We start from the raw sequence: 22,722 nt of genomic DNA on the forward strand, positions 1-22,722 counted from the left end.
TCCCGAGTCACGCCGTCGTGGCGGCAGCGGGGGCGCCGGTGCGCATTGCCTGCGCGCCCGCGGCCACGGCCTTCACGATGTTGTGATAGCCCGTACAGCGGCAGAAGTTGCCGTCGAGTCCTTCGCGTATGTCGCTTTCCGTGAGGTCGGGATTGGCGGCGGCGAGCGCGGTCGCGCACATCACCATGCCGGGCGTGCAGAAACCGCATTGCAGGCCGTGGCATTCGCGGAACGCGGCCTGCATGGGGTGCAGCTCGCCATTTTTCGCGAGGCCTTCGATCGTCGTCACCTCCATGCCGTCGCACTGCACCGCGAGCTGGTTGCACGACTTGATCGCGCGGCCGTTCAGGTGGACGGTGCAGGCCCCGCATTGGGCAGTATCGCAGCCGACGTGCGTGCCGGTGAGACGCTGCTGTTCGCGCAGGAACTGGACCAGGAGCGTGTGAGGTTCGACCTCGGCGGTCACGGGCGCGCCGTTGACCGTGAGGCTAATACTGATCGCCATTGATTGTCTCCAATGTCGACCGGAGCACGGCGCTGCGTGTGGCTCCGGTCCCATGCCAGATGATGGGATAGAGACCTGCCTGGGCCCGCTTTTTTACACTGAATCGACCGCTATAACCGCCCGTGGGAAAACTCGCCCGTTTAACGCGTTGCGCCTCAACGCGCGCGCAACGCACGGCGCCACGCAAACCACGCGGGGCGCTTCGGGCGGATCGAACCATTGCGGGTGGAGCGGAATCTGGGTCCGGCTGGTGCCTTGCTGTTCAGTGAAGCCTGGGGTGACGCCCGGACAGTAAAGCACAATTTGCCGAATTTCGCTGCGCGGAGTTTTACCCTCCAGAATGCTTGCGGCCAGCAAAAAAAACGGCCCGCCTCGATGACTCGGGCGGGCCGTTGCGTTGCAGTGCAGCGATGAGTCACCGCGAGATCACGCGCATCAGTCGTGATGCACGTGCTCGTGCGGTGCGTGCGCGAGACGCGAATGGCGACGCGAGTAGCCGAAGTAGACGATGAGGCCGAACGCGGTCCAGACCAGGAACGCGACCCACGTGAGCGGCTGGAGATTGATCATGAGGAACAGGCACGAAGCGACCGCGAGAATCGGCACCACGGGCACACCCGGGCAGCGGAACGCGCGCGGCAGGTGCGGGTGCGTACGGCGCAGCACGAGCACGGCGATCGACACCATCGAGAAGGCGGCGAGCGTGCCGATGTTGATGAGTTCGGCGAGCACGTTCAGGGGCACGAGCGCGCCGATCAGACCAAAGAAAATGCCGACGAGCCAGGTCGTGAAGAACGGCGTGGCGAAGCGCGGATGCACCTTCGAGAGCTTCGCGGGCAAGAGACCGTCGCGCGACATCGCAAAGATGATGCGGGTCTGGCCGTAGCTCATCACGAGGATCACGGTGAGCATGCCGAGCACGGCGCCCAGATCGATGAAGCCCGCGACCCAGTTTTCGCCCGCCACCTGCAGCGCGAACGAGACGGGGTGGCCGACATGGGCGAAGCGCGGCGAGGGCACGATGCCGGTCACGACCGCCGCCACGGCGACGTAGAGCACCGCGCACACGGCGAGCGAGGCGATGATACCGATGGGCAGATCGCGCTTGGGGTTCTTTACTTCCTCGGCGGCGGACGACACCGAGTCGAAGCCGATGAACGCGAAGAACATCACGGCCGCGGCGCCGAACACGCCGCGCCAGCCGTTGGGCATGAACGGATGCCAGTTCGCGGGGGTCACGTGGAACACGCCCACGGCGATCACGAGCACCACCACGGTCACCTTGATCGCCACCATGATGTTGTTGATGCGCGTGGATTCGCGCACGCCCACGGAAAGCAGCCCCGTGATCGCCATCATCACGAGGAAGGCGGGCAGATTGAAGAGCGTGTGCACGCCGGGCACGGCGTCGGGCGCGGCCGAGAGCGCGGCCGGCAGCGTGAGGCCGAAGCCCGAAAGCAGCGACTGCAGGTAGCCCGACCAGCCCACCGAGACTGCGGAAGTGGCGAGCCCGTACTCGAGCATCAGGTCCCAGCCGATCACCCACGCGGCCAGCTCGCCGAGCGTGGCGTACGAATAGGTGTAGATCGAGCCGGCCACGGGAATGGTCGAGGCGAACTCGGCGTAGGCGAGCGCGGCGAAGCAGCAGGCCACGGCCGCGATCAGGAACGCGATCATGAGCGCCGGGCCGGCCTGCACGGCGCCGGTGCCGGTCAGCACGAAAATGCCGGTGCCGATGATCGCGCCGATGCCGAGAAAGGTGAGGTCAAGTGCGCCGAGTGCTTTTTTCAGGCCGGCGCCCTGGGCGCTTGCCTGCAACATGTGCTCGACGTTCTTCTTGCGAAAGAGGGACATTTGGCGGGGAACTCCACGTAAAACGCGCGAAGGCGAGGAGCTGGAGCGGTGGTTGACCCGTGGTTGACCCATGATTGACCTACGCCCGCCTGCGCCGGCTTCGCGTGCCGGATGCCTTTGGGGGAAACCCTAAATTTTAGCGGAACTCGCGCGCGAGACCGGTCGAGCAGGGTCGGAAACGTTCGTTCGACGCGGACGATTCCGCCGCAATCCGCGACGCCCGCGCGCGATCCTTGCGGGGACCCGCGCAAACGGCGAGATTCATTTCCGGATCAACGGGTTGTGGCGAAAGGCCGCCTTGATGCCGCAGGGGCGCCGCAACGTCAGGCGTTGACGGTAGGCGAAAGGTCGACGAGCCGGTTGCTCATCACATAGAAGGTCAGCTCGGCGTTATTGGTGAGCTTCATCTTTTCGAGCAGGCGGGTACGGTAGACGCTCACGGTCTTCACCGACAGCGAGAGCGCGTGCGCGATGTCGGTGAGACGCTTGCCCGAGGCGAGCATGCACAGCGTCTGGTATTCGCGGTCCGAGAGCTTCTCGTGCGGCAGTTGCTCGCCGTCCACCAGCACGTAGTCGGCGAGTGCTTCGGCCATGGCCGGGCTCACGTACTTGCGGCCCGCGGCGACCTGCTGGATCGCGGAGATCATCTGCGCGGCGTCCACCGTCTTCGACAGATAGCCGGCCGCGCCCGCCTTCAGCGCGCGCACCGCGTATTGATCCTCGCGATACATCGAGAACATCAGCACTGGCACGCGCGGCGCCTTTTTCTTGGCGCGCTTGAGCACCTCCACGCCATTCATGTCCGGCAGCGAGATGTCGAGCAGGACCACGTCGCACACATGCTTCGCGATCGCGGCCAGCGCCTCGGCGCCCGTTTGCGCTTCGATCACCTCGGTGGCAATGCCGCGGTCGAGCAGCAACTGGCGAACGCCCTGGCGCACGACGGCATGGTCATCGACGAGCAGGATGCGATGGGTCATGAGCGGGCGCCTTGTTTCATGAGGAGGGGCGAGGCGGAATGGACGGCGCCGAGCAGCGCGTCCCAGGCGAAGCGCGCGCGCACGGTCGTGCCGCGTGGGGCGGCTTCCTGCAGTGCGTCGTCGTCGTGCGCGTGCGTGATGCCGCCCTTGACGGCGCGCAGCGAGCCGCCGAAGGCGGCGCAGCGCTCGCGCATGCCGGCGAGGCCGTAGTGGCCGGTGCGGCTCGCGCCTTTGTCCGTGCTGTCGTCGCCATGACCGTTCGTCAGGCTGCGGCGCGTGCGGCCCGCGGCGCGCGCGAGGCCGATGCCGTCGTCGGCGATGGTGAGCGTGAGGTGGCGCGCCGTGCTTTCGAGCCGCACCTCGGCGCACGTGGCCTGCGCGTGGCGCGCCACATTGGCGAGCGCCTCCTGGGCGACGCGGAACACGGCGAGCGCGGCCTCGGCGGGCAGGCGGGCAAGGCGCGCGTCGTCGCCGGCGCCGGCTACGCTTGCGGCGAGGCCCGTGCGCGCTGCGAAGCTGTGCACCCACGACGAGAGCGCCGGTGCCAGGCCCGCGTCGAGGTGCGGCGCGTGCAGGCCGTCGAGCACCTGGCGCATTGCGCCGGTGGCGGCTTCGAGCGAGCGGGCGACGAGCGCGAGCGCCTCGGCGCATTGCGGCGGGGCATTGGCGGGCAGCCAGGTGTGGACGTTGGCGAGCGCGAAGTGCGTGGCGGCGAGTTCCGCGCCGACGCTGTCGTGCAGGTCGCGCGCGAGCTGGTGGCGCACGGCTTCGTCGGCGTGAATGGACTGGGCGGCGCTGCCGTGGGCAAGCGTGCGGCTCGCGCGGCGGCGTGCGCCGCGCGCTGGCGCGGCAATCTGCCGATGTGCGCGCTCGAGGCCTTCGAGCGCGGCCACCGTGGCCGCCTCGTCGGCGGCAGCGGACCAGGCGAGGAGGGCGAGGCCGTCGACGCCATGAGCGGCGCGCGGCGCATCGCCGGCGGGCGTGCGCGCGTTCGGCGCGGCGTATCTCGACGTATCCATCATTCCCCCGTTCAGGAAGCGGTTCCTGCTGTCAGACGTCCGTCGGGATTTTGGCCTCCCCGCGTGACGGCGAACAGCACGGCGCAGCGTAACGAAATTTACAACCAGTAACAACCTGGCTCTGCCCCTGGACACGTATGAGTGTGTCCAATATTGCGTTGCGATAATATCTTAAAAAAAGAAAAACTTCAGGCTGGACAAGGGTTAGCGGCCAAACTTCAGGTGTAGCATGAGGTCGCAGCGGTTTGTCATGTAGGAAAAATACTGACAGGAAAGGTATCGCATTTGTGTGACAACTGTAACTGCGTCAACGACAAAATACAGGGCCAATTAAAAATGCGCAGGCGAAAAAAAACCGGAGCACGAGGCTCCGGTTCTTCTTGTCGCGAGCGACCTGAGGTGGGCGCTTAGCCGACGAACGCCTTTTCCACCACGTAGTGACCCGGCTGGTTGTTGCTGCCTTCCGTGAGGCCGGCCTTTTCCAGCAACTCGACGGTGTCGCGCAGCATGTGCGTGCTGCCGCAGAGCATGATGCGGTCGCGCTCGGGCGAGAACGACGGCAGATCGAGGTCTTCGAACAGCTTCTTCGTGTCGATCAGCTCGGTGATCCGACCGCGGTTGTCGAACACTTCGCGCGTGACGGTCGGGTAGTACACGAGCTTCTCGCGCACGATCTCGCCGAGGTATTCATGCTCGCGCAGCTCTTCGGTGATGAAGTCCTTGTACGCGAGTTCGTCGACGAAACGGCAGGTGTGCGTGAGCACGATCTTGTCGAAGCGGTCGTAGATGTCCGGGTCTTTGATGATCGACATGAACGGTGCGAGGCCCGTGCCGGTCGAGAGCAGCCACAGCACCTTGCCGGGCAGCAGGTTGTCGGCCACCAGCGTGCCGACGGGCTTCTTGCCGATCAGCACCTTGTCGCCGATCTTCAGGTGCTGCAGGCGCGACGTGAGCGGGCCGTCCGGCACCTTGATGCTCAGAAACTCCAGATGCTCTTCGTAGTTGGCGCTCGCGAGCGAGTACGCGCGCATCAGCGGCTTGCCGTCCACTTCGAGGCCGACCATGGTGAACTGGCCGTTATCGAAACGCAGGGCCTGGTCGCGCGTGCAGGTGAAGCTGAAAAGCGTGTCGGTCCAGTGATGGACGCTCAGAACGGTTTCTTCGGTGAATTTGCTCATGGTTCCTGAAGTGCGAAACAAGCGCCGCCTGACTGCGGCGATCCTGCCGGCCTGCTGTCCAGTACAGCGTAGCTTTGACGATATGCCCGGGACCCGTCGGCCTGGCTTTACGCCACGGCAGGCAAGTCCCTGTTGTTTTGCCAGTTTGCCCCGCTGCGAACGGGGCGCAATCCGCTATTTTACCGCGCTCGCGCCGCAAGGACCCGGTCGATCCTGCTTGTCGATCTGCCTGGACCGGGTTGGGTCCGCTGCGCGGCAAGGGAGGGTGGCTCGCTGCGGCGGTGTGCTGGCGTCCGCGCGCGGGCGCAACACGCTTTCGCGGGGACGGCTGGCGACGGCAAAAGGGGGCGGCGGGTCAAACTTCACCCGGCCTCGCGGGCCGGAGCGGAGCTTGCCAGGACCCGCGAGAGCGGGTTCTCCTGCTGCTGGCGGCACGCGCCGGATTGCGAAAACGCGATCGGCTTGTGCGAATTTTCCGCTAAATGATACCGGAAGGTCTGACAGCCCGCAGCATTGACCCTGCTGGCGGGGCTGTTTCGGCGCGGGTTTTAGGCGCCGATGCGCGCGCAATGGCGCCATTTTCGACGCTGCAGCGGTGCTGCGACGGTGCGCCGCGGCGCGCGAGACAGCGTGGCGAAGTAATGCATCTGAGGAGACCTGACGAAACGCGCGGCGCGCGCGACGCGACATATTAGCGCGGGCTTGCACGCGCCGTGGGCCGCGATCGGGGGAGTGGCGCGCGGATGCTTCGGTGGAACCGCGCGCCGCCATTGCTGCCTGGTGCGTCAGTCTTCGAGCCGCAGGCGCGCCATATACGGCAGATGATCGGAGAGCCAGGCGGTCTCCTGCGCGGGCTGGATCAGCTCGACGGGCTTGAGGCCCCGGACGAACATCTTGTCGAGCGCGAGCGCCGGCGAAAAGGCCGGAAAGGTGCGCGCCGGCTCGCCGAGCAGCGTCGCGACTTCCTGCAGCCCATGCTCCGCGAAAAGCGGCACGGAATCGTTGCGCCAGTCGTTGAAGTCGCCCGCCAGCACGAGCGGCCCCTGCGGCGCCTCCTTCACGATCCAGTGCGCGATCCAGTTCATCTGCCGCAGCCGCGCGCTGCGGGTGAGCGCGAGGTGCGCGCACAGCAGCGTGACGGACTGGCCGGCTATGTTTGCGCGCGCAACGAGCAGCCCGCGCCGCTCGAAGCGGTGCGCAGAAATGTCCCAGCGTCCGCCCAGATCGAGCGGATGCGGCGAAAGAATCGCATTGCCGTGCCGCCATGAAGGCTTGAACACGTTGGGCCCGAGGGCGATCTGCAATTCGAGCGCGGTGGCGATTTCGGTGGCCTGGCAGTGCCAGACGTCGTCGAGCGGGTCGCCCAGCTGCGCGCCGAAGGCCGAGGCGAGCACCGGCTGCGGCAAGCGGCGGGCCATCGCTTCCTGGAGAAACCAGGCGTCGGCATGGGTGGACTGCACCCAGCGCCGCATCGCCTCCCAGGCCTCGAAGCCCAGCGGCGAGCGGCCCTTGTGCAGATTCCAGCTCACGGCGACGAAGTCTTTGCTCAGTGAGGTGTCGATGAGCGGTTGTTCGGGATTTCGCATGCGTTTTTTTCTAACGGATTGGGTCACGCCGGGTCGTGCATTGAATTGTTGCGGTCACTGTGCGGATGCGGACGGCGGCGCGAGCGTTGCGCGTACCCGGTACGCAAGCGAGGGGTTCTGGTCGACGATCTGCCAGGTCACCCACTGCCCATCGGGCACGATCAGGCCCGGGTGGCTCGCGTTCACCTGGCGCGGCTGCGGTGGCAGCCGGCAGCCTTCGGGCGTAGTCGGCACGGTGTCGTTCTCGAGGGTTTCCTGCGCGTCGACCGACAGGACCACCAGGTTCGCACGAACCTGCAGCGGCGAAACGGTGATCGTGCGCGACAGATCGATGCTGCCGGCCGGCTGATCCTTGCAGCCCACGCGGTGCGAGACGACCTTGTGATGCGTGTCCGTGTGCGCCTGGCCGATCGAGGTCGTGCCATTGAACGCGTCGATTTGCTGGCCGTCGCGCATCACCTGCAGTTCCCACTGGACAGCGCCCTGCGTGACAGGAGCGGGCGCACCGGCGGTCCCGGCTGGTGCATTGGGCGGCGGCGGGGGCGGTGGCGTCACCGCGCGTGAGGGCGGCGGCGGGGGAGGCGGAGGTGGCTCCGCCGGCGCTTGCGTGCCCGGCAGGATGGGCGGCTCCGAAGGCGTCGTATAAGCCGGCTGCGCCGTTGTTTGCGCCAGCGCGCACACGCTCGTTCCGGCGAGGGCGGCCAAGAGCAGCAGGGCAAGGCAATGTTTCCACAACTTCATATAGGTGGCTCCGTGCACGGCGCCGCGCGAGGCGACAGTGTCGGCAACGCTACGGCGGGGCGGGTACGTTCTGACCATCGATCCTATACCGGGTTCGCAAACGCCGGACCGCAGCGGTTCATCAGAGATGGGGGCGCGGCAGGCGCGCTTCAACCATCGCGCGCCCAGTGATTGGTTATTGAAGCGCAACAAACATAAATAACTTGGGGTGTTCTGTCGAAAATTGTTGTCGTGGCTGCAACGCTGACTTGTTCCTTATCGGGATGGCTTTTCGATAGCCCGTGTTTACACTGGCTTCCACGCGCCAAACGCGTTGTCCGGATTCCGCCGGCTGGCCAGCATCGGTTGCAAAGCTTGCCGGGCATCGTCTCGAAGGAGCATCGCCATGAAGCAGTCCGTTACGCTTGCTGTCCTGCTGGTCAGCGCCGCCACCGCTCTTGCCACTGCGCCCGCGTTCGCCGGCGGCGATGCGGCGACGCCGGCGGTTCAATCGCTTCCCGTCGCGGCGGTCGCCACGAACGCCCCGAAGACGCGTGCCGAGGTGAAGGCCGAGCTGGCCAGCGCCCGTGTTCACGGTGAACTGAGTCTGGACCCGAATTCGCCGGCTTATCCGCAGCAATACGCGATGGGCGGCTATACCGCGCCTCGCGAGCAGGCCGCGGGCTTCTTCCGCGCACACAACATCGCCAACTGACGCTTCGGCGCATGCGCGCCGACAGCCCTGCTCTGTTCCCTTCCGCTCTTTCCTTGCGAGAGTCTGGCGTAGCCTCCCCGCCGGGCGGCGTACAATTTTTGTCAGGCGGCGGCGCGCGTAGTGCGCTGCCCACCCCATGGCAGAGAGGATCGCGGTGCGGCCGGCTTGCCTGCCGGCGCTGCGAAGGCGGGACGCAGGGACATGGACCAGATCGAATGCGTGGTGATCGGCGCGGGCGTGGTCGGCCTCGCCGTTGCGCGTGCGCTTGCCGCGCGCGGGCGCGAGGTGATCGTGCTCGAAGCCGCCGAGGCCATCGGCACCAGCACCAGTTCGCGCAATAGCGAGGTGATTCACGCCGGGCTCTACTACCCGCGCGGCTCGCTCAAGGCCACGTTGTGCGTGCGCGGGCGCGAAATGCTCTACGAGTACTGCGCGTCGCACAATGTCACGCACGCGCGCTGCGGCAAGCTGCTCGTCGCCACGGCGGCGAACCAGATTCCGCAACTCGAGGCGATTCGGGCGCGCGGCAAGGAAAACGGCGTGTTCGACCTCACGCGCATCAGCGGCAGCGAGGCGCTCGCGCTCGAACCGGCGCTCGAATGCGTCGCGGCCGTGTACTCGCCGCAAACCGGCATCGTCGACAGCCATCAGCTCATGCTCGCGCTGCAAGGCGACGCGGAGCGCGACGGCGCCGTGATCGCGCTGAAGTCGCCGGTCGAGTCGATCGATGCGCTGGGCGGCGGCTTCACGGTGCGAACCGGCGGCGACGCGCCGATCGACATTCGAGCCACCTGCGTCATCAATAGCGCAGGCCTCTATGCGACGAAGCTCGCCAAACGCATTCGCGGGCTCGACGCGCGCCATGTGCCGCCGTTCTATCTGGCGCGCGGCAATTACTTCAGCGTTTCGGGTCGGGTGCCGTTCTCGCGCCTCATCTATCCGATGCCCAACGACGCGGGCCTCGGCGTGCATCTCACGCTCGATCTGGGCGGCCAGGCGCGCTTCGGCCCCGACGTCGAATGGATCGATGCGGTCGATTACGACGTCGATCCCCGCCGCGCCGATTCCTTCTACGCGCAGATCCGCACCTACTGGCCGGCGCTGCCAGACGGCGCACTGCAGCCCGCTTACGCGGGCATCCGCCCGAAGCTCTCCGGGCCGGGCGAACCCGCCGCCGACTTCATGATTCAGGGCGCGGCGTCGCACGGCGTGCGCGGCCTCGTGAACCTGTTCGGCATCGAGTCGCCGGGGCTCACGGCTTCACTGGCGATCGCACAGCGCGTGTGCGAGATGGCTTCGTTCGATTGATCGGGCTTTGCGCCCTTCTTCCGCCGAGCGGCATCATGCCGCTCGCTTATCTCCGGCATTGCAGCGTCACCGGGGCTTGCTTCGCTGTTAAGCTTCTTCGCGACGCCGCCACCAGAGCGGCTCAGAGGCATGCGCGGCACGCGTCACACCATAGCGCCGCGCGAAAACCCAGCGAACGAATCGCCACAATACTGGAGTGAGTCATATGAAATCGTCCCGCCGCAGCTTTCTGATTACGAGCATCGGCGTCGCGTCGACGCTCGCGCTTTCGCGCCAGGCCTTCGCCGACGCGCCCAAGGCTGCCGAATCCGATCCCACCTCCCAGGCGCTCGGCTACAAGCTCGACGCGACCAAGGTCGACCGAGCGAAGTTCGCGAAGTACGCCGCCGGCCAGGACTGCAGCAACTGCACGTTCTACCAGGGCAAGGCCACCGACGCGTTCGCGCCGTGCCCGATGTTCGGCGGCAAGCAGGTCGCGGGCAAGGGCTGGTGCAGCGCTTATAACAAGAAGGCGTGATGGAACGGTGCGGGCACTGCAACGCGTAGACCCCACACGCTTCGCTGCCCGCGCACGTCGTTCATGAAAGCGCGAGCGCGCTAGCGCCGCGCCTGCAGCAGCGGCGGCCGACGGTTGAACCACGGGCGCGCCGCCTCCAGTTGCGCCGCGAGGCGCAGCAACAATGCGTCGTTGCCCTCGCGCGCGGCGAACTGAACGCCGATCGGCAGCCCACGAGCGTTCCATGCGAGCGGCACCGACATCGACGGCTGGCCCGTCAAGTTGAAAAGCTCTGTGCAGCCGGCCCACGCGAATGCCTTGTTCGAGGCTTCGGTCAGCAGCTTTCTCATCAGCACTTCCACCGGCATGGCCGTGACCGCGCGCATCTGGATGCGCTCGCTCTGGCTTGGCTTCAGTTCGCCGATTTTCACCGGCGGTGCCGCGAGCGTCGGGCACAGCAGCACGTCGTAGCGCTTCATCAGGTCGGCGAGCTGCGCCGTGATGCGCTGCTGTACGTCGAGCGCCGCGGGCAGCTCGCGCTCGCCGAGCTTCTGGCCGATGTGCGCCATGGCCCAGGTTGCGATCTCGAACTCCCGGCGGTGCGGCTTCGTGCCCGTGATGTCGTCCGCGTGCAGCACGTACTGCTCGGCCACCACCGACCACAGCATCAGGAACGCCTCGCGCGCCTGTGCGTAATCCACGGGGAGCGAAAACGGCTCCACGCGATGGCCGAGCGACGTGAGCAGTTCGGCGGCATCGTCGAGCGCGCTGCGCACTTCGGGCGCGAGTGTGTCCGCGAACATCGGCTCGGTCAACAGCGCGATGGCGAGCGGCTTCGAGCCGTCGAGCGGGGCGCGCGCGGCGGCGAGGAAGGTGCCGGGCGCGCCGGCAGGCAACGCGGGGTCGCCGGCGATCAGGTCGAGCATCAGCGCGCTGTCACGCACGCTGCGCGACACCGCGAGATCGACGCCGAGTGCGCCGGGCGGGGGCGGCACGTCGGACGCCGGCTGGAACGCGCGCGACGGCTTGAAGCCGAAGAGCCCGCAGCACGACGCCGGAATGCGGATCGAACCGCCACCGTCGGACGCGTGCGCGAGCGGTACGATGCCTGCCGCGACCGAGGCGGCCGCGCCGCCGCTCGAGCCGCCGGGCGTGTGATCGAGGTTCCACGGGTTGCGGCAGGGGCCGAACAGCTCGGGTTCGGTATAGGGCATCTGCCCGAGCTCCGAGGCGCTGGTCTTGCCGAAGATATTCAGGCCCGCGGCGCGAAAACGCGCAACCACGGGCGCGTCGGCGGTGGGAATGTAGTGGCGGTAATGACGGCTGCCGAGCGTCATCCGCAGCCCGGCCACGGCCGCGCCGAGGTCCTTGACGAGAAACGGCACGCCGGCGAGCGGCCCTTCGCTCAGCGCGCTCACGCCGTTGCCGGACGCCTCGATGCGCCGCGCGCGCTCGCGCGCCGCTTCATAGTCCTTGAGGACGATGGCGTTGATCGCGGGATTGGCGGCTTCCGCACGGGCGATGGCGGTGTCGAGCAGCTCGCGCGCGCTCACCTCGCGGCGGCGCACGAGATCGGCGAGGCCGATGGCGTCGTATTCCAGATAGTCGGATTGCAAGGCGCGCACTCCTCGTCGTCGGGTTGGGGCCGGGCTTGAGCGATACGGCTACGCAAGGAGTGTAAGCGGGCGGCGCGCCTGCGGGGTTTGTCGTTGCGCGCGCATCGATGCAGCAAGGCGTGCGCAACGACGGCCGGGCGACAACCGTCGTCGCCGCCCGAAGGGTATTACAGATGCTCGGCCAGGAAGCTCAACGTGCGGCCGTGCGCGAGCGCCGCAGCGTGCTGGTTGTACGAGGCGCGCACCGAGCAGTTGAAGCCGTGATCGGCGTTCGGGTACAGGTGGAACTCGGCGTTCAGGCGGCCCGCGAAGCGCTCCTTCACCTGGCCCACCGCCGACAGCGGAATGCCGTGATCGAGTTCGGCGTAGTGGAAGAGAATCGGCTTGGTGACCTTGTCGGCGAGATCGAGCTGATTCTGGATGCCGCCGCCGTAGTAGGACACCGCCGCATCCACCGAACCGCTGGCGGCCGCGAGGTAGGCAAGACGGCCGCCGAAGCAGTAGCCGATCGCCGCGACCTTGCCCGTGCACTCGGGCAGCGCGCGCAGCGCAGCCGCGGTCGCGGCGATGTCCTCGACCACGAGGTTGACGTCCGTCTTCTGCATCAGCGCGATGCCGCGATCGCGGTCCGCGCCCACGTAGTCGAGCTCGACGCGCGGGGCCGCGCGCCAGAACACGTCGGGGGCGATCGCCACGTAGCCGTCGAGCGCATATTGCTCGACGACGTCGCGGATGTGCCCGTTCACGCCGAAGATCTCCTGCAGGATGACGATGCCCGGTCCCTTGCCGCCCCTGGGCAGCGCGAGGTACGCGCCGAAGCTGTCATTGCCGGCGGGAATGTCGATCCATTTGGTCGAAACGCTCATGTTGTTTCTCCGTCTTCATCAATGAGTCATGCGACGCGCCGCAGCGCTCAGGCAGGCGGCTCGCACACTGCCCGCGGCGCGTCGCGAAATCGGGGAGCCAGTTTGCCATAGGCCCTTGAACCTCTGCAGCGCACGCCACGGAAAACGCGTTCTCGCAAGCGGATCGTAATGATCTCGATTATTCAATTTTCGGGCAGGAGGGCTTTGGCTAGAGTCGGTAGCGATTGCATCGTCATCGCTCATTCAGCCATACAAGGATCGCCTCATGAGTTCTACTCCCGCGTTGCGCACGTCGCCCGACTTTTCCACGCCGTTCAGCCGCCGCTTCGGTTTGCGCCTGCCGCTCGTGCAGGGGCCGATGGCGGGCGGCCCGACCACGCCTGCGCTCGTCGCGGCGGTGTCGAACGCGGGCGGGCTCGGTTTTCTCGCCGGGGCGGCGCTCGCACCCGAAAAGATCGCGAGCGAAGTCGCCGCGATTCGCGCGCTCACCGACAAGCCCTTCGGCGTGAATCTCTTCGTGCTCGACCCTGCGAATCCCGACGAAGCCACCGTGCGCCGCGCGCTCGAAGCGATCGATCCGGTGGCGGCCCAGCACGGTTTGCCGCCCGGTGAGGCGCTCGCACGTTACGCGCCCGACTTTCGCGCGCAACTCGACGCGGTGATCGAGCTGCGCGTGCCGGTGGTGAGCTTCACGTTCGGCCTGTTGCCCAAGTCCGACGTCGCGCGCCTGCATGCGGCGGGCAGCTACGTGATGGGCACGGCCACTCACGTGGCCGAAGCCATCGCGTGGCGCGACGCGGGTGCGGATGCGATCGTCGCGCAAGGTGCCGAAGCGGGCGGGCACCGCGGCACGTTCATCGGCGAGGCGCCGCACGCGCTCATCGGCACGATGGCGCTGGTGCCGCAACTCGTCGATGCGGTCGATGCACCAGGTGCGGTCGGCCTCCCGGTCCTGGCGGCGGGCGGCATCATGGACGGGCGCGGCATCGTCGCGGCGCTCGCGCTGGGCGCGCAAGGCGTGCAGATGGGCACCGCGTTTCTCGGCAGTGCCGAAAGTGCGATTCCCGCTGACTGGAAGGCGCGGCTGCGTGCGTCGACGGATACCGCGACCTCGGTCACGCGCGCAATCACCGGACGCCACGCGCGCGGCATTCGCAATCCGCTCATGCAGCAGCTCGAGGCTCGGCCCGAGACGGTCGCGCCGTACCCCGTGCAAAACGCGCTCACGCAGCCGTTGCGGCAACGCGCGGCGCGCGAGAACGACGGCGATTATCTGTCGCTGTGGTCGGGGCAGGGCGCACCGCTTTCGCGTACGCGCGAGGCCGGTCTCGGCGCCGCGCAAATCGTCGCTGCGCTCGATGCCGAATGGCGTGCTGTGTCAGGCAAACTACCCGGCAAACTGAGTCACGACGCGTGAGGCAGGTAGCCGCATGAGAGGCGAGTCCGCAACGCATCGGCGTGCAAAATTAATCGAATGCTTACTTGAACCGGCACGCGCAAAAAAGTGCGTTCCGGGCGTCCGTGCGACTCGCAAACGTTATCGCGAATGGGAGGGGTTTTCATATGGTCGCACGGCACCCTGGTGTATTCCCGGAACGCGTGCGCTAACACACCAATAACTCCCGTCAAATAATCCAAAAAACGATTCGTGCGGGACCCCTCAGGGAATCTCCCAATAATTGGATCCAAAGTCCGGATGCCTTATTACATAAGGCTTGCGGTCGATTGATCAGGGTTTCGAACTGTTCTTGCAGTACGCATATTGGTACTCGCACCAATATCTGAAAAAAGTCCCCCAAATTAATTTGATCACCTACACTTGCGCGCAAGTATGGATGGGCGGCCCGCCATGAACGGACCATTCGCCATGCTGGCCAGGTGCATCAAGGATGCATCCTGCGTGGTCGTCCGCACGGGGAGCGACACGTTCGGGGCGCGGGAGCACTGGGCGATTACGTAGCTTTTGGGTTCGAAACTGGAGACTTACATGACTATCAAGCTTCACAAGCTGTTGCCGATCAGCGCTGCGGCCATTATGTTCGCGTCGTTCGCAACGGCAGCGAGCGCAGACGTTACGGTCAAGATTGGCCACGTCGCGCCGCTTACGGGTGGGATTGCGCACCTCGGTAAAGACAACGAAAACGGCGCACGTCTCGCAGTCGAAGAGATCAACGCGAAGGGCCTCATGGTCGGCGGCCAGAAGGTCACGCTTGTGCTCGATGCACAAGACGACGCAGCTGACCCGCGCACGGCCACCCAGGTCGCGCAGAAGCTCGTCGACGACAAAGTCGTTGCCATCGTCGGCCACCTGAACTCGGGCACGTCGATCCCGGCATCGAAGATCTACAGCGATGCAGGCATCGTGCAGATCTCGCCGTCGGCCACGAACCCGGCCTACACGCAACAAGGCTTCAAGACGACCTACCGTGTCGTGGCGACCGACGCCCAGCAGGGCCCGGCGCTCGCGAACTACGCGGCGAAGAACCTGAAGGTCAAGACCGTTGCCGTGGTCGACGACTCGACGGCTTATGGCCAGGGTCTCGCGAACGAGTTCGAGAAGACCGCCAAGTCGCTCGGCATGAACGTGCTGTCGCATGACGCGACGAACGACAAGGCCGTGGACTTCCGCGCCATTCTGACGAAGATCAAGGGCGAAAACCCCGACGCGATCATGTACGGCGGCATGGATGCCACCGGCGGCCCGTTCGCCAAGCAAGCCAAGCAGCTTGGCCTGCGCGCGAAGGTGCTCGCGGGTGACGGCGTCTGTACCGACAAGCTGGCCGACCTCGCCGGCGACGCGACCGACAACATCGTGTGTTCGGAAGCCGGCATGGCGCTCGAAAAGATGCCGGGCGGCAAGGAATTCGAAGCCAAGTTCGAGAAGCGCTTCGGCCAGCCGATCCAGATCTACGCACCGTTCACGTATGACGCTGTGTACATCATCGTCGACGCCATGAAGCGTGCGAACTCGACGGATCCGGCAAAGATCCTCGCCGAAATGCCGACGACGGACTACAAGGGCGTGATTGGCGAGACGACCTTCGATTCGAAGGGCGACCTCAAGCACGGCGTGATCTCGCTGTACAACTACAAGTCGGGCAAGAAGTCGCTGCTCGACGTCGTGAAGATGTAATTCGCGCTTAGCGCGTACTTACCCATTTCGCTCACGCGATTGGAAAAGCCCGCAGGTTTCGGCCTGCGGGCTTTTTTTCGTTTGGGGCTGCGCGTGACGCAGTTATCGATGCGCTTTCAGATCCCCAGCCGCCGCAGCACCTTCGGCCCCGCAAACGCCACGAGCGCCGCGCACAACGCCACCACGGCGAGCCCGACCGTGAGGTTGGTCACCTGCGCGATGCCGCCGATCACCACCGGCCCGAACAGCAAGCCGAAATAGGCGATGCCCGCGACGTGCGCGAGCCCTTCGGCCGCGTGGATACCTTTCACGCGCGCAGCGGCCGCGAACAGCACCGGCATCATGTTGGCGAGGCCGAGCCCCATCAGCGTGAAGCCCGTGAGCGCGGTGAACGAGAACGGCAGCAACAGCGCGCCGATCATGCCCGCGCACGCGAGCGAGGCGCTCGCCATCACGAGCTGCGGCGCGCCAAAGCGCGCGCGCACGGCGTCCCCGGCGAAGCGCGCCGCGGCCATGCCGCCCGAAAACGCCGCGTAGGCCGCGCTGGCGAGCGCAGGCGTGGAGAGCACCACGTCGCGCATGTAGACCGTGGCCCAGTCGTACATCGCGCCTTCGGCGATCAGAGCGATCAGCGCGATGGCGCCTAGCGCCCAGAGCGCGGGCGTGCGCCAGCGGTTGCCGGTTTTCGCGTGCTCGCCGTGCGTAGCGTGCGGCACGTGCGGCAGGACAGCCGGGCACGAGACGAACAGCACGAGCGCCGCCAGCGCCGAAGCGAGAAAGAGATGCAGCGCCGGCGCCATGCCGCGCGCGAGCAGCGCGCCGCCAATCGCGGCGCCCGCCATGCCGCCCAGGCTGAACATGCCATGCAGCCCCGACATGATCGGCTTGGCGACGGCTTCTTCCACGGCGCTCGCTTCGGCGTTCATGGCGACATCGAGCGTGGCCATGCCCACGCCGAAAAAGGCGAGCACGACGATCAGCATCCAGTAATACGGGACCACCAGGATCAGCGCGCCGCACACGGACATCGTCAGGCCGCCGGTGAGGCAGGCGCGGCGCGAGCCCGCGCGCGCGATCCAGCCGCCGATCGTCGTCATCGCGGCGATAGAGCCGCCCGCGACCGCGAAGAGCGCGTAAGAGAGAAGTGCCGGGCTCAGATGAAACTTGTCGCGCACGGTCGGCACGTGCACGCCCCACGACGCGTACATCATGCCGGCGACGAAAAAGAGCGCCATGGTCGCGATGCGCGCGCGATGGCGCGTGGCGGCGGGCAGCGCCCGATGGTGGGCGGCTGGGCTCGCAACGGCGAGGGCGGGGTCGGTCGGTCGGTCGGACACGGGAATTCCGGGCAGAAGGAAGAGAAGGGACCAGGAAGGCGCCTGAAAGCAAACGATGATTCTAACGAAGGTGCGACTGGCCTGTCGCAGCGCGTTGGCCGGGTCAGCTGCTCTAATATCAGGAGCATCCATCGTTCGACTCGAGGACGCGCCCTTGAAGATTCCCGCTCACGCCCCGCTGCATCTGCTGCACCAGACGCCTATCGGCACGCTCGCCACGCACTCGCGCGAGCCGCGCGGTTTTCCGTATCCGACGCTGCTGCCGTTTGCGCCCGACGCGCAGCACCGTCCGGTGATCCTGGTGAGCCGTCTGGCCGAGCACACGCGCAATTTGCTCGACGACCCGCGCGCGGGCTTTCTCGTCGCGCACGTACCCGACGCCGACGTGCTGAACGCCCCGCGCGCCACGCTGCTCGGCCGCTTCGAACCAGTCGCGCCGGTCGATTCAGCCGCCCACGAAGCGAGCGAGGCGCTGGCGCGGCGCTACGTGCGCTATCACCCGGACGCCGAGCGCTATCTCGCACTCGGCGACTTCACCTTCTGGGTCATGCACGTCGAGCGGCTGCGTTATATCGGCGGGTTTGGCGCAATGGGCTGGATGGACGGCGCCGACCTCGACGCGCTCCCCCCGCTCGCTCCCGCCGACGAAACCACGCTGATCCGCTTTTTCGAAACGCACCCCACCCGCCGAGCCGGACTGGACCTCGCAGGCGTGGATCGCTACGGCGCCGATCTCGTGATCGACGGCGCCCGCACGCGCTTTGTTTTCGATGCGCCACAGTTTGATTTGCAATCCTTGCATGCGGTGCTAGCCGACTGCATTGAGCGCCATACGCAATGACGGTTTATTCCGCCCATGCGGGCGTTGTCCGCCGTCCTATATAGCGCGTCGCCTCATGCTGCTTAGCAGCAACCGGTTTCTATCCCCGTTGATTGGCTCAAAGTTGTCATGGGATGAAATGTTTGACGTATTTCAACGCATTTAATTTTCATCCGCTGCTAATTATGAGATGTGGATTTATCTGGCAAAAGCGGGATTTAGTAAAAATACCGATTTGCACGAAATGACAATGAGTTAGAGGCTTGCTGGAAGGCGCGGGATTGGAAATCTGGCTTTAATTATTTTTATTGCTTACACGCAACCCGGCATTCAAATCTGTGTTAATCTCGCCACCGATTTCCGAGGCACGCATCTATCAATCGGCATACTGACGCGAGATCAGTAGCCATTAAGATCAAACCACAAGGGCACCTATGTCTTCCTACAAGGAACTTCTCGCTCAGCGAGAGAAGCTGGAAAAGCAGATTGAAGAGGCGAAGGCTCGCGAATATGCCGAGGTCCTCGATGAAATCAAGCAGAAAATGGCCGACTACGGCATTACCCTGGCAGAACTCGGTGGCGGCCGCGCCAGCGCCAAAGCCGCGAAGGCAGCCAGCCGTTCGCGTGCGAGCGTCGCGCCGAAATACCGCGATCCCGACAGCGGCAGCACGTGGTCGGGCCGTGGCAAGCCGCCGCGCTGGATCGCCGGTCAAGACCGCGATCGTTTTCTGATCCAGAAGTAAATCAACTTGTCAGCGGCGCGTTTGAACGCGCTGCGCATGAGTGAAAGCAGGAGCGGAGTCGGGCGAGGTATCTCCTGATTCTCGAAAACAAGAAGCCGCGCAGTCCGGGGACGCGCGGCTTTTTGATTTTCTGCACCATGTGCGGTTTGGTTCGAACCGTATCCACGGCTTGAATGAGAATGCTTCCTGGTCTTGTAGGCATCTGATTTAAAAGAGATTTTTAGGGCTATCCATAAAATCGTCGCATGCAGTCGCTACAATCGCGGTTATTCCCCTAATTTGCTCTCTCGCCGCGCATGACTTCTTCCGCCGCCCCCCCGTTCTCAGATAAACACGAGGTCGCACGCCGTACGACGTGGGTCAGCGTTGGCGTCAATTCTGTTCTGGTGGTGTTGCAAATCGTCATCGGTGTGTTTGCGCATTCGCAGGCGTTGATTGCCGATGGCGTGCATTCACTCGCCGATATCGTTTCCGACTTCGTCGTGCTGCTGGCCAACCGGCATAGCGGCGCCAAGCCGGACGCCGATCATAACTACGGCCACAGCCGTTATGAGACGGTCGCGTCGTTATTCCTTGGCGCATTATTGATTGCGGTGGGCGTCGGCATGCTGGTGCGCGCCGGCACGCGCATCATGAATCTCGGCGATATTCCGGCGCTGCACGTGAGCGCGCTGGTCGTGGCGCTCCTCGTGCTGGTTTCCAAGGAAGGGCTCTTTCGCTACATGCTGCGCGAGGCGCAGCGCGTGCGCTCGGCCATGCTGATCGCCAATGCCTGGCATGCGCGCTCGGACGCGGCTTCGTCGCTGGTCGTGGCGATCGGCATTGTGGGCAGCCTCGCCGGCGTGCGGCTGCTCGATCCGATCGCGGCGGCCATCGTCGGCTTCATGGTCGCGCGCATGGGCTGGGTGTTCGGCTGGGACGCGCTGCAGGACCTCTCCGACCGCGCGCTCGACGAAGCCGCCGCCGCGGACCTGCGCGCGCTGCTGATGAGCACGCCGGGCGTGCTCGACGTGCACGAGATGCGCACACGCAAGACCGGCGACCTCGCGCTAGTGGATGCGCACATCCTCGTCGATCCGCTGATTTCGGTTTCGGAAGGGCACTACATCGCGGAGACGGCGCGTGCTCGCCTGCTCACCGACGCACGCGTGCTAGATGCACTGATTCACGTCGATCCCGAAGACGACATGCACGTGCGCTCCGTGGCCAACCTGCCTGCGCGCGACGACGTGGCCAGGCGCCTGCGAAGCGAGCTGTCGGAGCATGACGTGCATGTCGAAGGCATCACGCTGCACTACCTGAGCACGGGGCTGGAGATTCAGGTGGTGCTGGCCGCGGCGGACGACGCGCGGCGCGTGGCCGCCATGGATCTGGAAGCGCTGCGCGCGCGCCTCGGCGCGAGCAAGCTCGTCGTGATGCAGCCGCTCGATGCGCATGGCGCACTGGCCGCGCACGGCAAATCGCGCGAGTCGCATTGAGTGCGCTCGGCGCGGCAGAGAAGCCGCCGCGCCGTCGTGGCTTCACAGCGGCAATTGCGTATCGAACTTGATTTCCCGCAGCACGACGCTCGTGCGCACCTGCGCCACCGCGGGAATGCGGAAGATGCGTTCGTGCAGGAAGGCGTCGTAGGCCTTGATGTCGGGTGCGACGATCTTGAGGATGTAGTCCGACTCGCCCGTGGTGCTGTAACACTCGGTGACTTCGGGGCAGGTGGCGATCTCGCGTTCGAAGGCTTCGACGCCGCCTTCGGTGTGGCGCGTGAGATGGATATGCGCGAGCGCGCAGACGTGCAGGCCAAGCTTTTCGCGATCGAGCAGCGCCGTGTAGCGCTGGATCACGCCCGACTGTTCCATGTCCTTGATACGGCGCCAGCAAGGGGTGCTGGAGAGCCCCACCTGGTCGGAGATTTCCTGGACCGAGCGGCGCGCGTCGAGCTGCAGCAGGCGCAGGATCTTCTGAGAGAACGTATCGAGTGTCAACTGCGCCTCCATTGCGTCGCTGTATTCCTGAATGTTAGAGGCCAGGAGAACAGAACGCAATGCAAAGCGCAGATGATGAGGGAGATTACCTAATTTGCCGGAGTGCTCGCGGCGTTTTGCCCTGAGTCGTCCCCATCAGCGGCGAGCGCGGCTTGCTGTGCGCGCAGGTCGGCCAGCATGTTGCAGAAGAGGGCGCCTTGCTCGATCGCGTCGTCGAGCGCGACGTGCGTGTGCGGGTGATCGTCGAACCAGTGCTTCGGAAAGCGCGGCTTGATGCACTTGCGGTACGGCAGGCCCGTCATCGCGAAGGCGAGCGTCTTGATGTCGAGCGCCGACCATGAGAACGGGCAGCGCCCGGCGAAACGCATCATGTACCAGAACATGAAGGTGAAATCGAAGCCCGCCGGCATCGCCACGAACACCGGCTTGCCGGGCAGCGCCTCCACCCATTCGACGTAGGCGACGAGCGCCGCCGCCGGGTCTTGCAGATCCTTGCGGCATGCGGCCCAGGCCTCGGGCTGCGTCTCCCACCAGGCGGCCTGCACCGGATGCGGCGCCGCGCCTCCGAGCATCTCGAGATTGGCCGAGAACGTGGCGATCAAACGCTTGTCGGCGGTGTACGCCGCCGAAGCGAAACTCAGCATCGAATGCGGGCCGGGAATGGGACCATCGGCCTCGACGTCAGTGCTGACGTAAATCTCCTCAATAGCGGCTTGATTCATCTTACTTTTCACTCTCATCCAGGTACGCCATCTGCGACGTACGGGTTGGAGCGGCGCTCCTCGCCGAATGTCGAAACGGGGCCATGGCCCGGCACGAACGTGACGTCGTCGCCCAGCGGCCAGAGCTTTTCGCGGATCGAACGGATCAGGTCCGCATGATTGCCGCGCGGAAAGTCCGTGCGGCCGATCGAACCCGCGAACAGCACGTCGCCGACCGTGGCGACCCGGTGCTTGCGGCTGAAGAAGATCACGTGACCCGGCGTGTGCCCGGGGCAGTGATAGACCTCGAGTTCCTCGCCGCCGAAGCGCACCGTGTCGCCGTCTTGAAGCCAGCGCGTGGGCTCGAACGCCTCGGCGTGACCGAAGCCAAAGCGCACGCTCTGCTGCGGCAACTGGTCGATCCAGAAGCGCTCGTCTTCCTGCGGGCCTTCGATCGGCACGCCGAACTTCGTGGCGAGCGCCTTCGCGCCGGCGCAGTGGTCGAGGTGGCCATGGGTGAGCAGCACCTTTTCCAGCTGCACGCCCTGACGTTCGATCTCGGCCTCGATGCGTTCGAGGTCGCCGCCCGGATCGACGACGGCGGCGCGGTTCGTCGTTTCGTCGACGAGCAGCGAGCAGTTTTGCTGGAACGGCGTGACGGGAATCAGCGTGACTTTCATGCGGGGATCGTGGGGTTCAGGTCTCGCGGGGCGGGTACAGCGACGCGTCGAAATCGACGTCGCGTGCCGACGGCCCCAGCCAAAGGATCGATTGTACCGGGGTGCAGGAAGCGCCGCCGACGCCGCTCGCGACAGCCTCAGTCCCTTGTCTGACAAGGGATGCGGCGGCGCAAGGCGAACGGCTTTGTTACATCAATAGTGAAAAATCATGGAGATTTGTGAGGCACCGGCGTGACAGGAATAACTTTTGGGTATAATGCGACCCATCACGCACGGAATTCGTGCTTTCAAAGGGCGGTGTGACCTTCGTAAAAAAAGAGGTCGCATACATCGCCGTCAAGCAGTGCTGTCGTTCTAGGCGGGCCGAAACAGGCTGCCTTACAAGATAGCAAATCAGGTGTCGATCCGTTCGACGCCGCACGTCTTGCCCAGCCAGGTGCCACGCGCCTGCAACGGCCTACATGCCGTGACGCTGGGTGGGGCCTA

At 65.5% G+C, this 22,722-nt stretch carries 21 protein-coding genes; 8 read left to right on the plus strand and 13 right to left on the minus strand.

The features are described from left to right. Nucleotides 1-7: 7 nt before the first annotated feature. The 7 genes from ACOJB8_RS07010 to ACOJB8_RS07040 form a co-directional block, all read right to left on the minus strand. Complete coding sequence (locus ACOJB8_RS07010) at nt 8-505, minus strand: (2Fe-2S)-binding protein (protein ID WP_342949615.1); 498 nt, start codon at nt 503-505, stop codon at nt 8-10. A gap of 435 nt (nt 506-940) precedes the next feature. Next, nucleotides 941-2,359 carry an amino acid permease gene (locus tag ACOJB8_RS07015; protein WP_342949614.1) on the minus strand — a complete coding sequence of 473 codons (1,419 nt, stop codon included), beginning with the start codon at nt 2,357-2,359 and terminating at the stop codon, nt 941-943. Nucleotides 2,360-2,682: 323 nt separating this feature from the next. Further along, the gene (gene rqpR / locus ACOJB8_RS07020; RefSeq protein WP_069265214.1) at nt 2,683-3,339 is read right to left on the minus strand and encodes a response regulator transcription factor RqpR; all 657 of its coding nucleotides are present in this window, start codon (nt 3,337-3,339) and stop codon (nt 2,683-2,685) included. Then, the gene (locus tag ACOJB8_RS07025) at nt 3,336-4,358 is read right to left on the minus strand and encodes a sensor histidine kinase (RefSeq protein ID WP_475011758.1); all 1,023 of its coding nucleotides are present in this window, start codon (nt 4,356-4,358) and stop codon (nt 3,336-3,338) included. The genes rqpR and ACOJB8_RS07025 overlap by 4 nt, the downstream gene beginning before the upstream one ends. Before the next feature lie 407 nt (nt 4,359-4,765). After that, nucleotides 4,766-5,536, minus strand: a complete 771-nt coding sequence (locus ACOJB8_RS07030; RefSeq protein WP_266231559.1) for a ferredoxin--NADP reductase — start codon at nt 5,534-5,536, stop codon at nt 4,766-4,768. A 785-nt stretch (nt 5,537-6,321) separates the two neighbouring features. Further along, nucleotides 6,322-7,122: an endonuclease/exonuclease/phosphatase family protein gene (locus ACOJB8_RS07035; RefSeq protein ID WP_069265212.1), complete on the minus strand. Its 801-nt coding sequence runs from the start codon at nt 7,120-7,122 to the stop codon at nt 6,322-6,324. A gap of 54 nt (nt 7,123-7,176) precedes the next feature. Next, entirely contained in the window at nt 7,177-7,677 is a 501-nt protein-coding gene (locus ACOJB8_RS07040) for a hypothetical protein (RefSeq protein ID WP_428996026.1), read from the minus strand. Nucleotides 7,678-8,248: 571 nt separating this feature from the next. On the opposite strand from ACOJB8_RS07040, the gene ACOJB8_RS07045 reads away from it, so the two are divergent. From ACOJB8_RS07045 to ACOJB8_RS07055, 3 genes are all read left to right on the plus strand, one after another. Further along, nucleotides 8,249-8,557, plus strand: coding sequence for a DUF4148 domain-containing protein (locus ACOJB8_RS07045; RefSeq protein ID WP_342949612.1), 309 nt, complete (start codon nt 8,249-8,251; stop codon nt 8,555-8,557). 201 nt (nt 8,558-8,758) lie between these two features. Continuing rightward, nucleotides 8,759-9,865, plus strand: coding sequence for an NAD(P)/FAD-dependent oxidoreductase (locus ACOJB8_RS07050; RefSeq protein ID WP_069265210.1), 1,107 nt, complete (start codon nt 8,759-8,761; stop codon nt 9,863-9,865). A gap of 205 nt (nt 9,866-10,070) precedes the next feature. Next, nucleotides 10,071-10,382, plus strand: coding sequence for a high-potential iron-sulfur protein (locus ACOJB8_RS07055; protein ID WP_069265209.1), 312 nt, complete (start codon nt 10,071-10,073; stop codon nt 10,380-10,382). An 80-nt stretch (nt 10,383-10,462) separates the two neighbouring features. On the opposite strand, the gene ACOJB8_RS07060 is transcribed toward ACOJB8_RS07055, so the two are convergent. Further along, complete coding sequence (locus ACOJB8_RS07060; RefSeq protein ID WP_069265208.1) at nt 10,463-11,977, minus strand: amidase; 1,515 nt, start codon at nt 11,975-11,977, stop codon at nt 10,463-10,465. Between the two features lie 167 nt (nt 11,978-12,144). Continuing rightward, nucleotides 12,145-12,843 (minus strand): dienelactone hydrolase family protein, encoded by a 699-nt coding sequence (locus tag ACOJB8_RS07065; protein ID WP_368618028.1) that lies wholly within the window; start codon nt 12,841-12,843, stop codon nt 12,145-12,147. Between the two features lie 265 nt (nt 12,844-13,108). Between ACOJB8_RS07065 and ACOJB8_RS07070 the strand changes: the two genes are divergently transcribed. After that, on the plus strand, nt 13,109-14,260 hold the full coding sequence (locus ACOJB8_RS07070) for an NAD(P)H-dependent flavin oxidoreductase (protein WP_475011763.1): 1,152 nt from the start codon (nt 13,109-13,111) through the stop codon (nt 14,258-14,260). Between the two features lie 570 nt (nt 14,261-14,830). Beyond that, complete coding sequence (locus tag ACOJB8_RS07075; protein WP_342949610.1) at nt 14,831-15,976, plus strand: branched-chain amino acid ABC transporter substrate-binding protein; 1,146 nt, start codon at nt 14,831-14,833, stop codon at nt 15,974-15,976. A 116-nt stretch (nt 15,977-16,092) separates the two neighbouring features. On the opposite strand, the gene ACOJB8_RS07080 is transcribed toward ACOJB8_RS07075, so the two are convergent. Next, nucleotides 16,093-17,313 (minus strand): MFS transporter, encoded by a 1,221-nt coding sequence (locus tag ACOJB8_RS07080; protein ID WP_368618030.1) that lies wholly within the window; start codon nt 17,311-17,313, stop codon nt 16,093-16,095. Nucleotides 17,314-17,467: 154 nt separating this feature from the next. Here ACOJB8_RS07080 and ACOJB8_RS07085 point away from each other — a divergent pair, with 154 nt between their 5' ends. The 3 genes from ACOJB8_RS07085 (at nt 17,468) to ACOJB8_RS07095 (ending at nt 20,354) form a co-directional block, all read left to right on the plus strand. Beyond that, entirely contained in the window at nt 17,468-18,154 is a 687-nt protein-coding gene (locus ACOJB8_RS07085) for a HugZ family pyridoxamine 5'-phosphate oxidase (RefSeq protein ID WP_368618031.1), read from the plus strand. A gap of 413 nt (nt 18,155-18,567) precedes the next feature. Next, nucleotides 18,568-18,876 carry an H-NS histone family protein gene (locus ACOJB8_RS07090; RefSeq protein ID WP_069265202.1) on the plus strand — a complete coding sequence of 103 codons (309 nt, stop codon included), beginning with the start codon at nt 18,568-18,570 and terminating at the stop codon, nt 18,874-18,876. Between the two features lie 296 nt (nt 18,877-19,172). After that, nucleotides 19,173-20,354, plus strand: coding sequence for a cation diffusion facilitator family transporter (locus ACOJB8_RS07095; RefSeq protein WP_368618032.1), 1,182 nt, complete (start codon nt 19,173-19,175; stop codon nt 20,352-20,354). Between the two features lie 42 nt (nt 20,355-20,396). On the opposite strand, the gene ACOJB8_RS07100 is transcribed toward ACOJB8_RS07095, so the two are convergent. The 3 genes from ACOJB8_RS07100 to ACOJB8_RS07110 all read right to left on the minus strand — a co-directional run bounded on the left by ACOJB8_RS07100 (nt 20,397) and on the right by ACOJB8_RS07110 (nt 22,236). Beyond that, nucleotides 20,397-20,867, minus strand: a complete 471-nt coding sequence (locus ACOJB8_RS07100; protein ID WP_174479506.1) for an Lrp/AsnC family transcriptional regulator — start codon at nt 20,865-20,867, stop codon at nt 20,397-20,399. Nucleotides 20,868-20,944: 77 nt separating this feature from the next. Then, the gene (locus ACOJB8_RS07105; RefSeq protein ID WP_368618033.1) at nt 20,945-21,577 is read right to left on the minus strand and encodes a 3'-5' exonuclease family protein; all 633 of its coding nucleotides are present in this window, start codon (nt 21,575-21,577) and stop codon (nt 20,945-20,947) included. A gap of 14 nt (nt 21,578-21,591) precedes the next feature. Next, nucleotides 21,592-22,236, minus strand: coding sequence for an MBL fold metallo-hydrolase (locus tag ACOJB8_RS07110; RefSeq protein WP_069265200.1), 645 nt, complete (start codon nt 22,234-22,236; stop codon nt 21,592-21,594). Between the last annotated feature and the right edge of the window lie 486 nt (nt 22,237-22,722).

The sequence above is a fragment of the Paraburkholderia sp. BR10141 genome, assembly GCF_056155635.1.

Coding starts and splice junctions, on each gene's coding strand:
- ACOJB8_RS07010 (WP_342949615.1), bottom strand. CDS start 505: ATGGCGATCAGTATTAGCCTCACGGTCAACGGCGCGCCCGTGACCGCC.
- ACOJB8_RS07015 (WP_342949614.1), bottom strand. CDS start 2,359: ATGTCCCTCTTTCGCAAGAAGAACGTCGAGCACATGTTGCAGGCAAGC.
- rqpR (WP_069265214.1), bottom strand. CDS start 3,339: ATGACCCATCGCATCCTGCTCGTCGATGACCATGCCGTCGTGCGCCAG.
- ACOJB8_RS07025 (WP_475011758.1), bottom strand. CDS start 4,358: ATGGATACGTCGAGATACGCCGCGCCGAACGCGCGCACGCCCGCCGGC.
- ACOJB8_RS07030 (WP_266231559.1), bottom strand. CDS start 5,536: ATGAGCAAATTCACCGAAGAAACCGTTCTGAGCGTCCATCACTGGACC.
- ACOJB8_RS07035 (WP_069265212.1), bottom strand. CDS start 7,122: ATGCGAAATCCCGAACAACCGCTCATCGACACCTCACTGAGCAAAGAC.
- ACOJB8_RS07045 (WP_342949612.1), top strand. CDS start 8,249: ATGAAGCAGTCCGTTACGCTTGCTGTCCTGCTGGTCAGCGCCGCCACC.
- ACOJB8_RS07050 (WP_069265210.1), top strand. CDS start 8,759: ATGGACCAGATCGAATGCGTGGTGATCGGCGCGGGCGTGGTCGGCCTC.
- ACOJB8_RS07055 (WP_069265209.1), top strand. CDS start 10,071: ATGAAATCGTCCCGCCGCAGCTTTCTGATTACGAGCATCGGCGTCGCG.
- ACOJB8_RS07065 (WP_368618028.1), bottom strand. CDS start 12,843: ATGAGCGTTTCGACCAAATGGATCGACATTCCCGCCGGCAATGACAGC.
- ACOJB8_RS07070 (WP_475011763.1), top strand. CDS start 13,109: ATGAGTTCTACTCCCGCGTTGCGCACGTCGCCCGACTTTTCCACGCCG.
- ACOJB8_RS07075 (WP_342949610.1), top strand. CDS start 14,831: ATGACTATCAAGCTTCACAAGCTGTTGCCGATCAGCGCTGCGGCCATT.
- ACOJB8_RS07090 (WP_069265202.1), top strand. CDS start 18,568: ATGTCTTCCTACAAGGAACTTCTCGCTCAGCGAGAGAAGCTGGAAAAG.
- ACOJB8_RS07095 (WP_368618032.1), top strand. CDS start 19,173: ATGACTTCTTCCGCCGCCCCCCCGTTCTCAGATAAACACGAGGTCGCA.
- ACOJB8_RS07100 (WP_174479506.1), bottom strand. CDS start 20,867: ATGGAGGCGCAGTTGACACTCGATACGTTCTCTCAGAAGATCCTGCGC.
- ACOJB8_RS07105 (WP_368618033.1), bottom strand. CDS start 21,577: ATGAATCAAGCCGCTATTGAGGAGATTTACGTCAGCACTGACGTCGAG.
- ACOJB8_RS07110 (WP_069265200.1), bottom strand. CDS start 22,236: ATGAAAGTCACGCTGATTCCCGTCACGCCGTTCCAGCAAAACTGCTCG.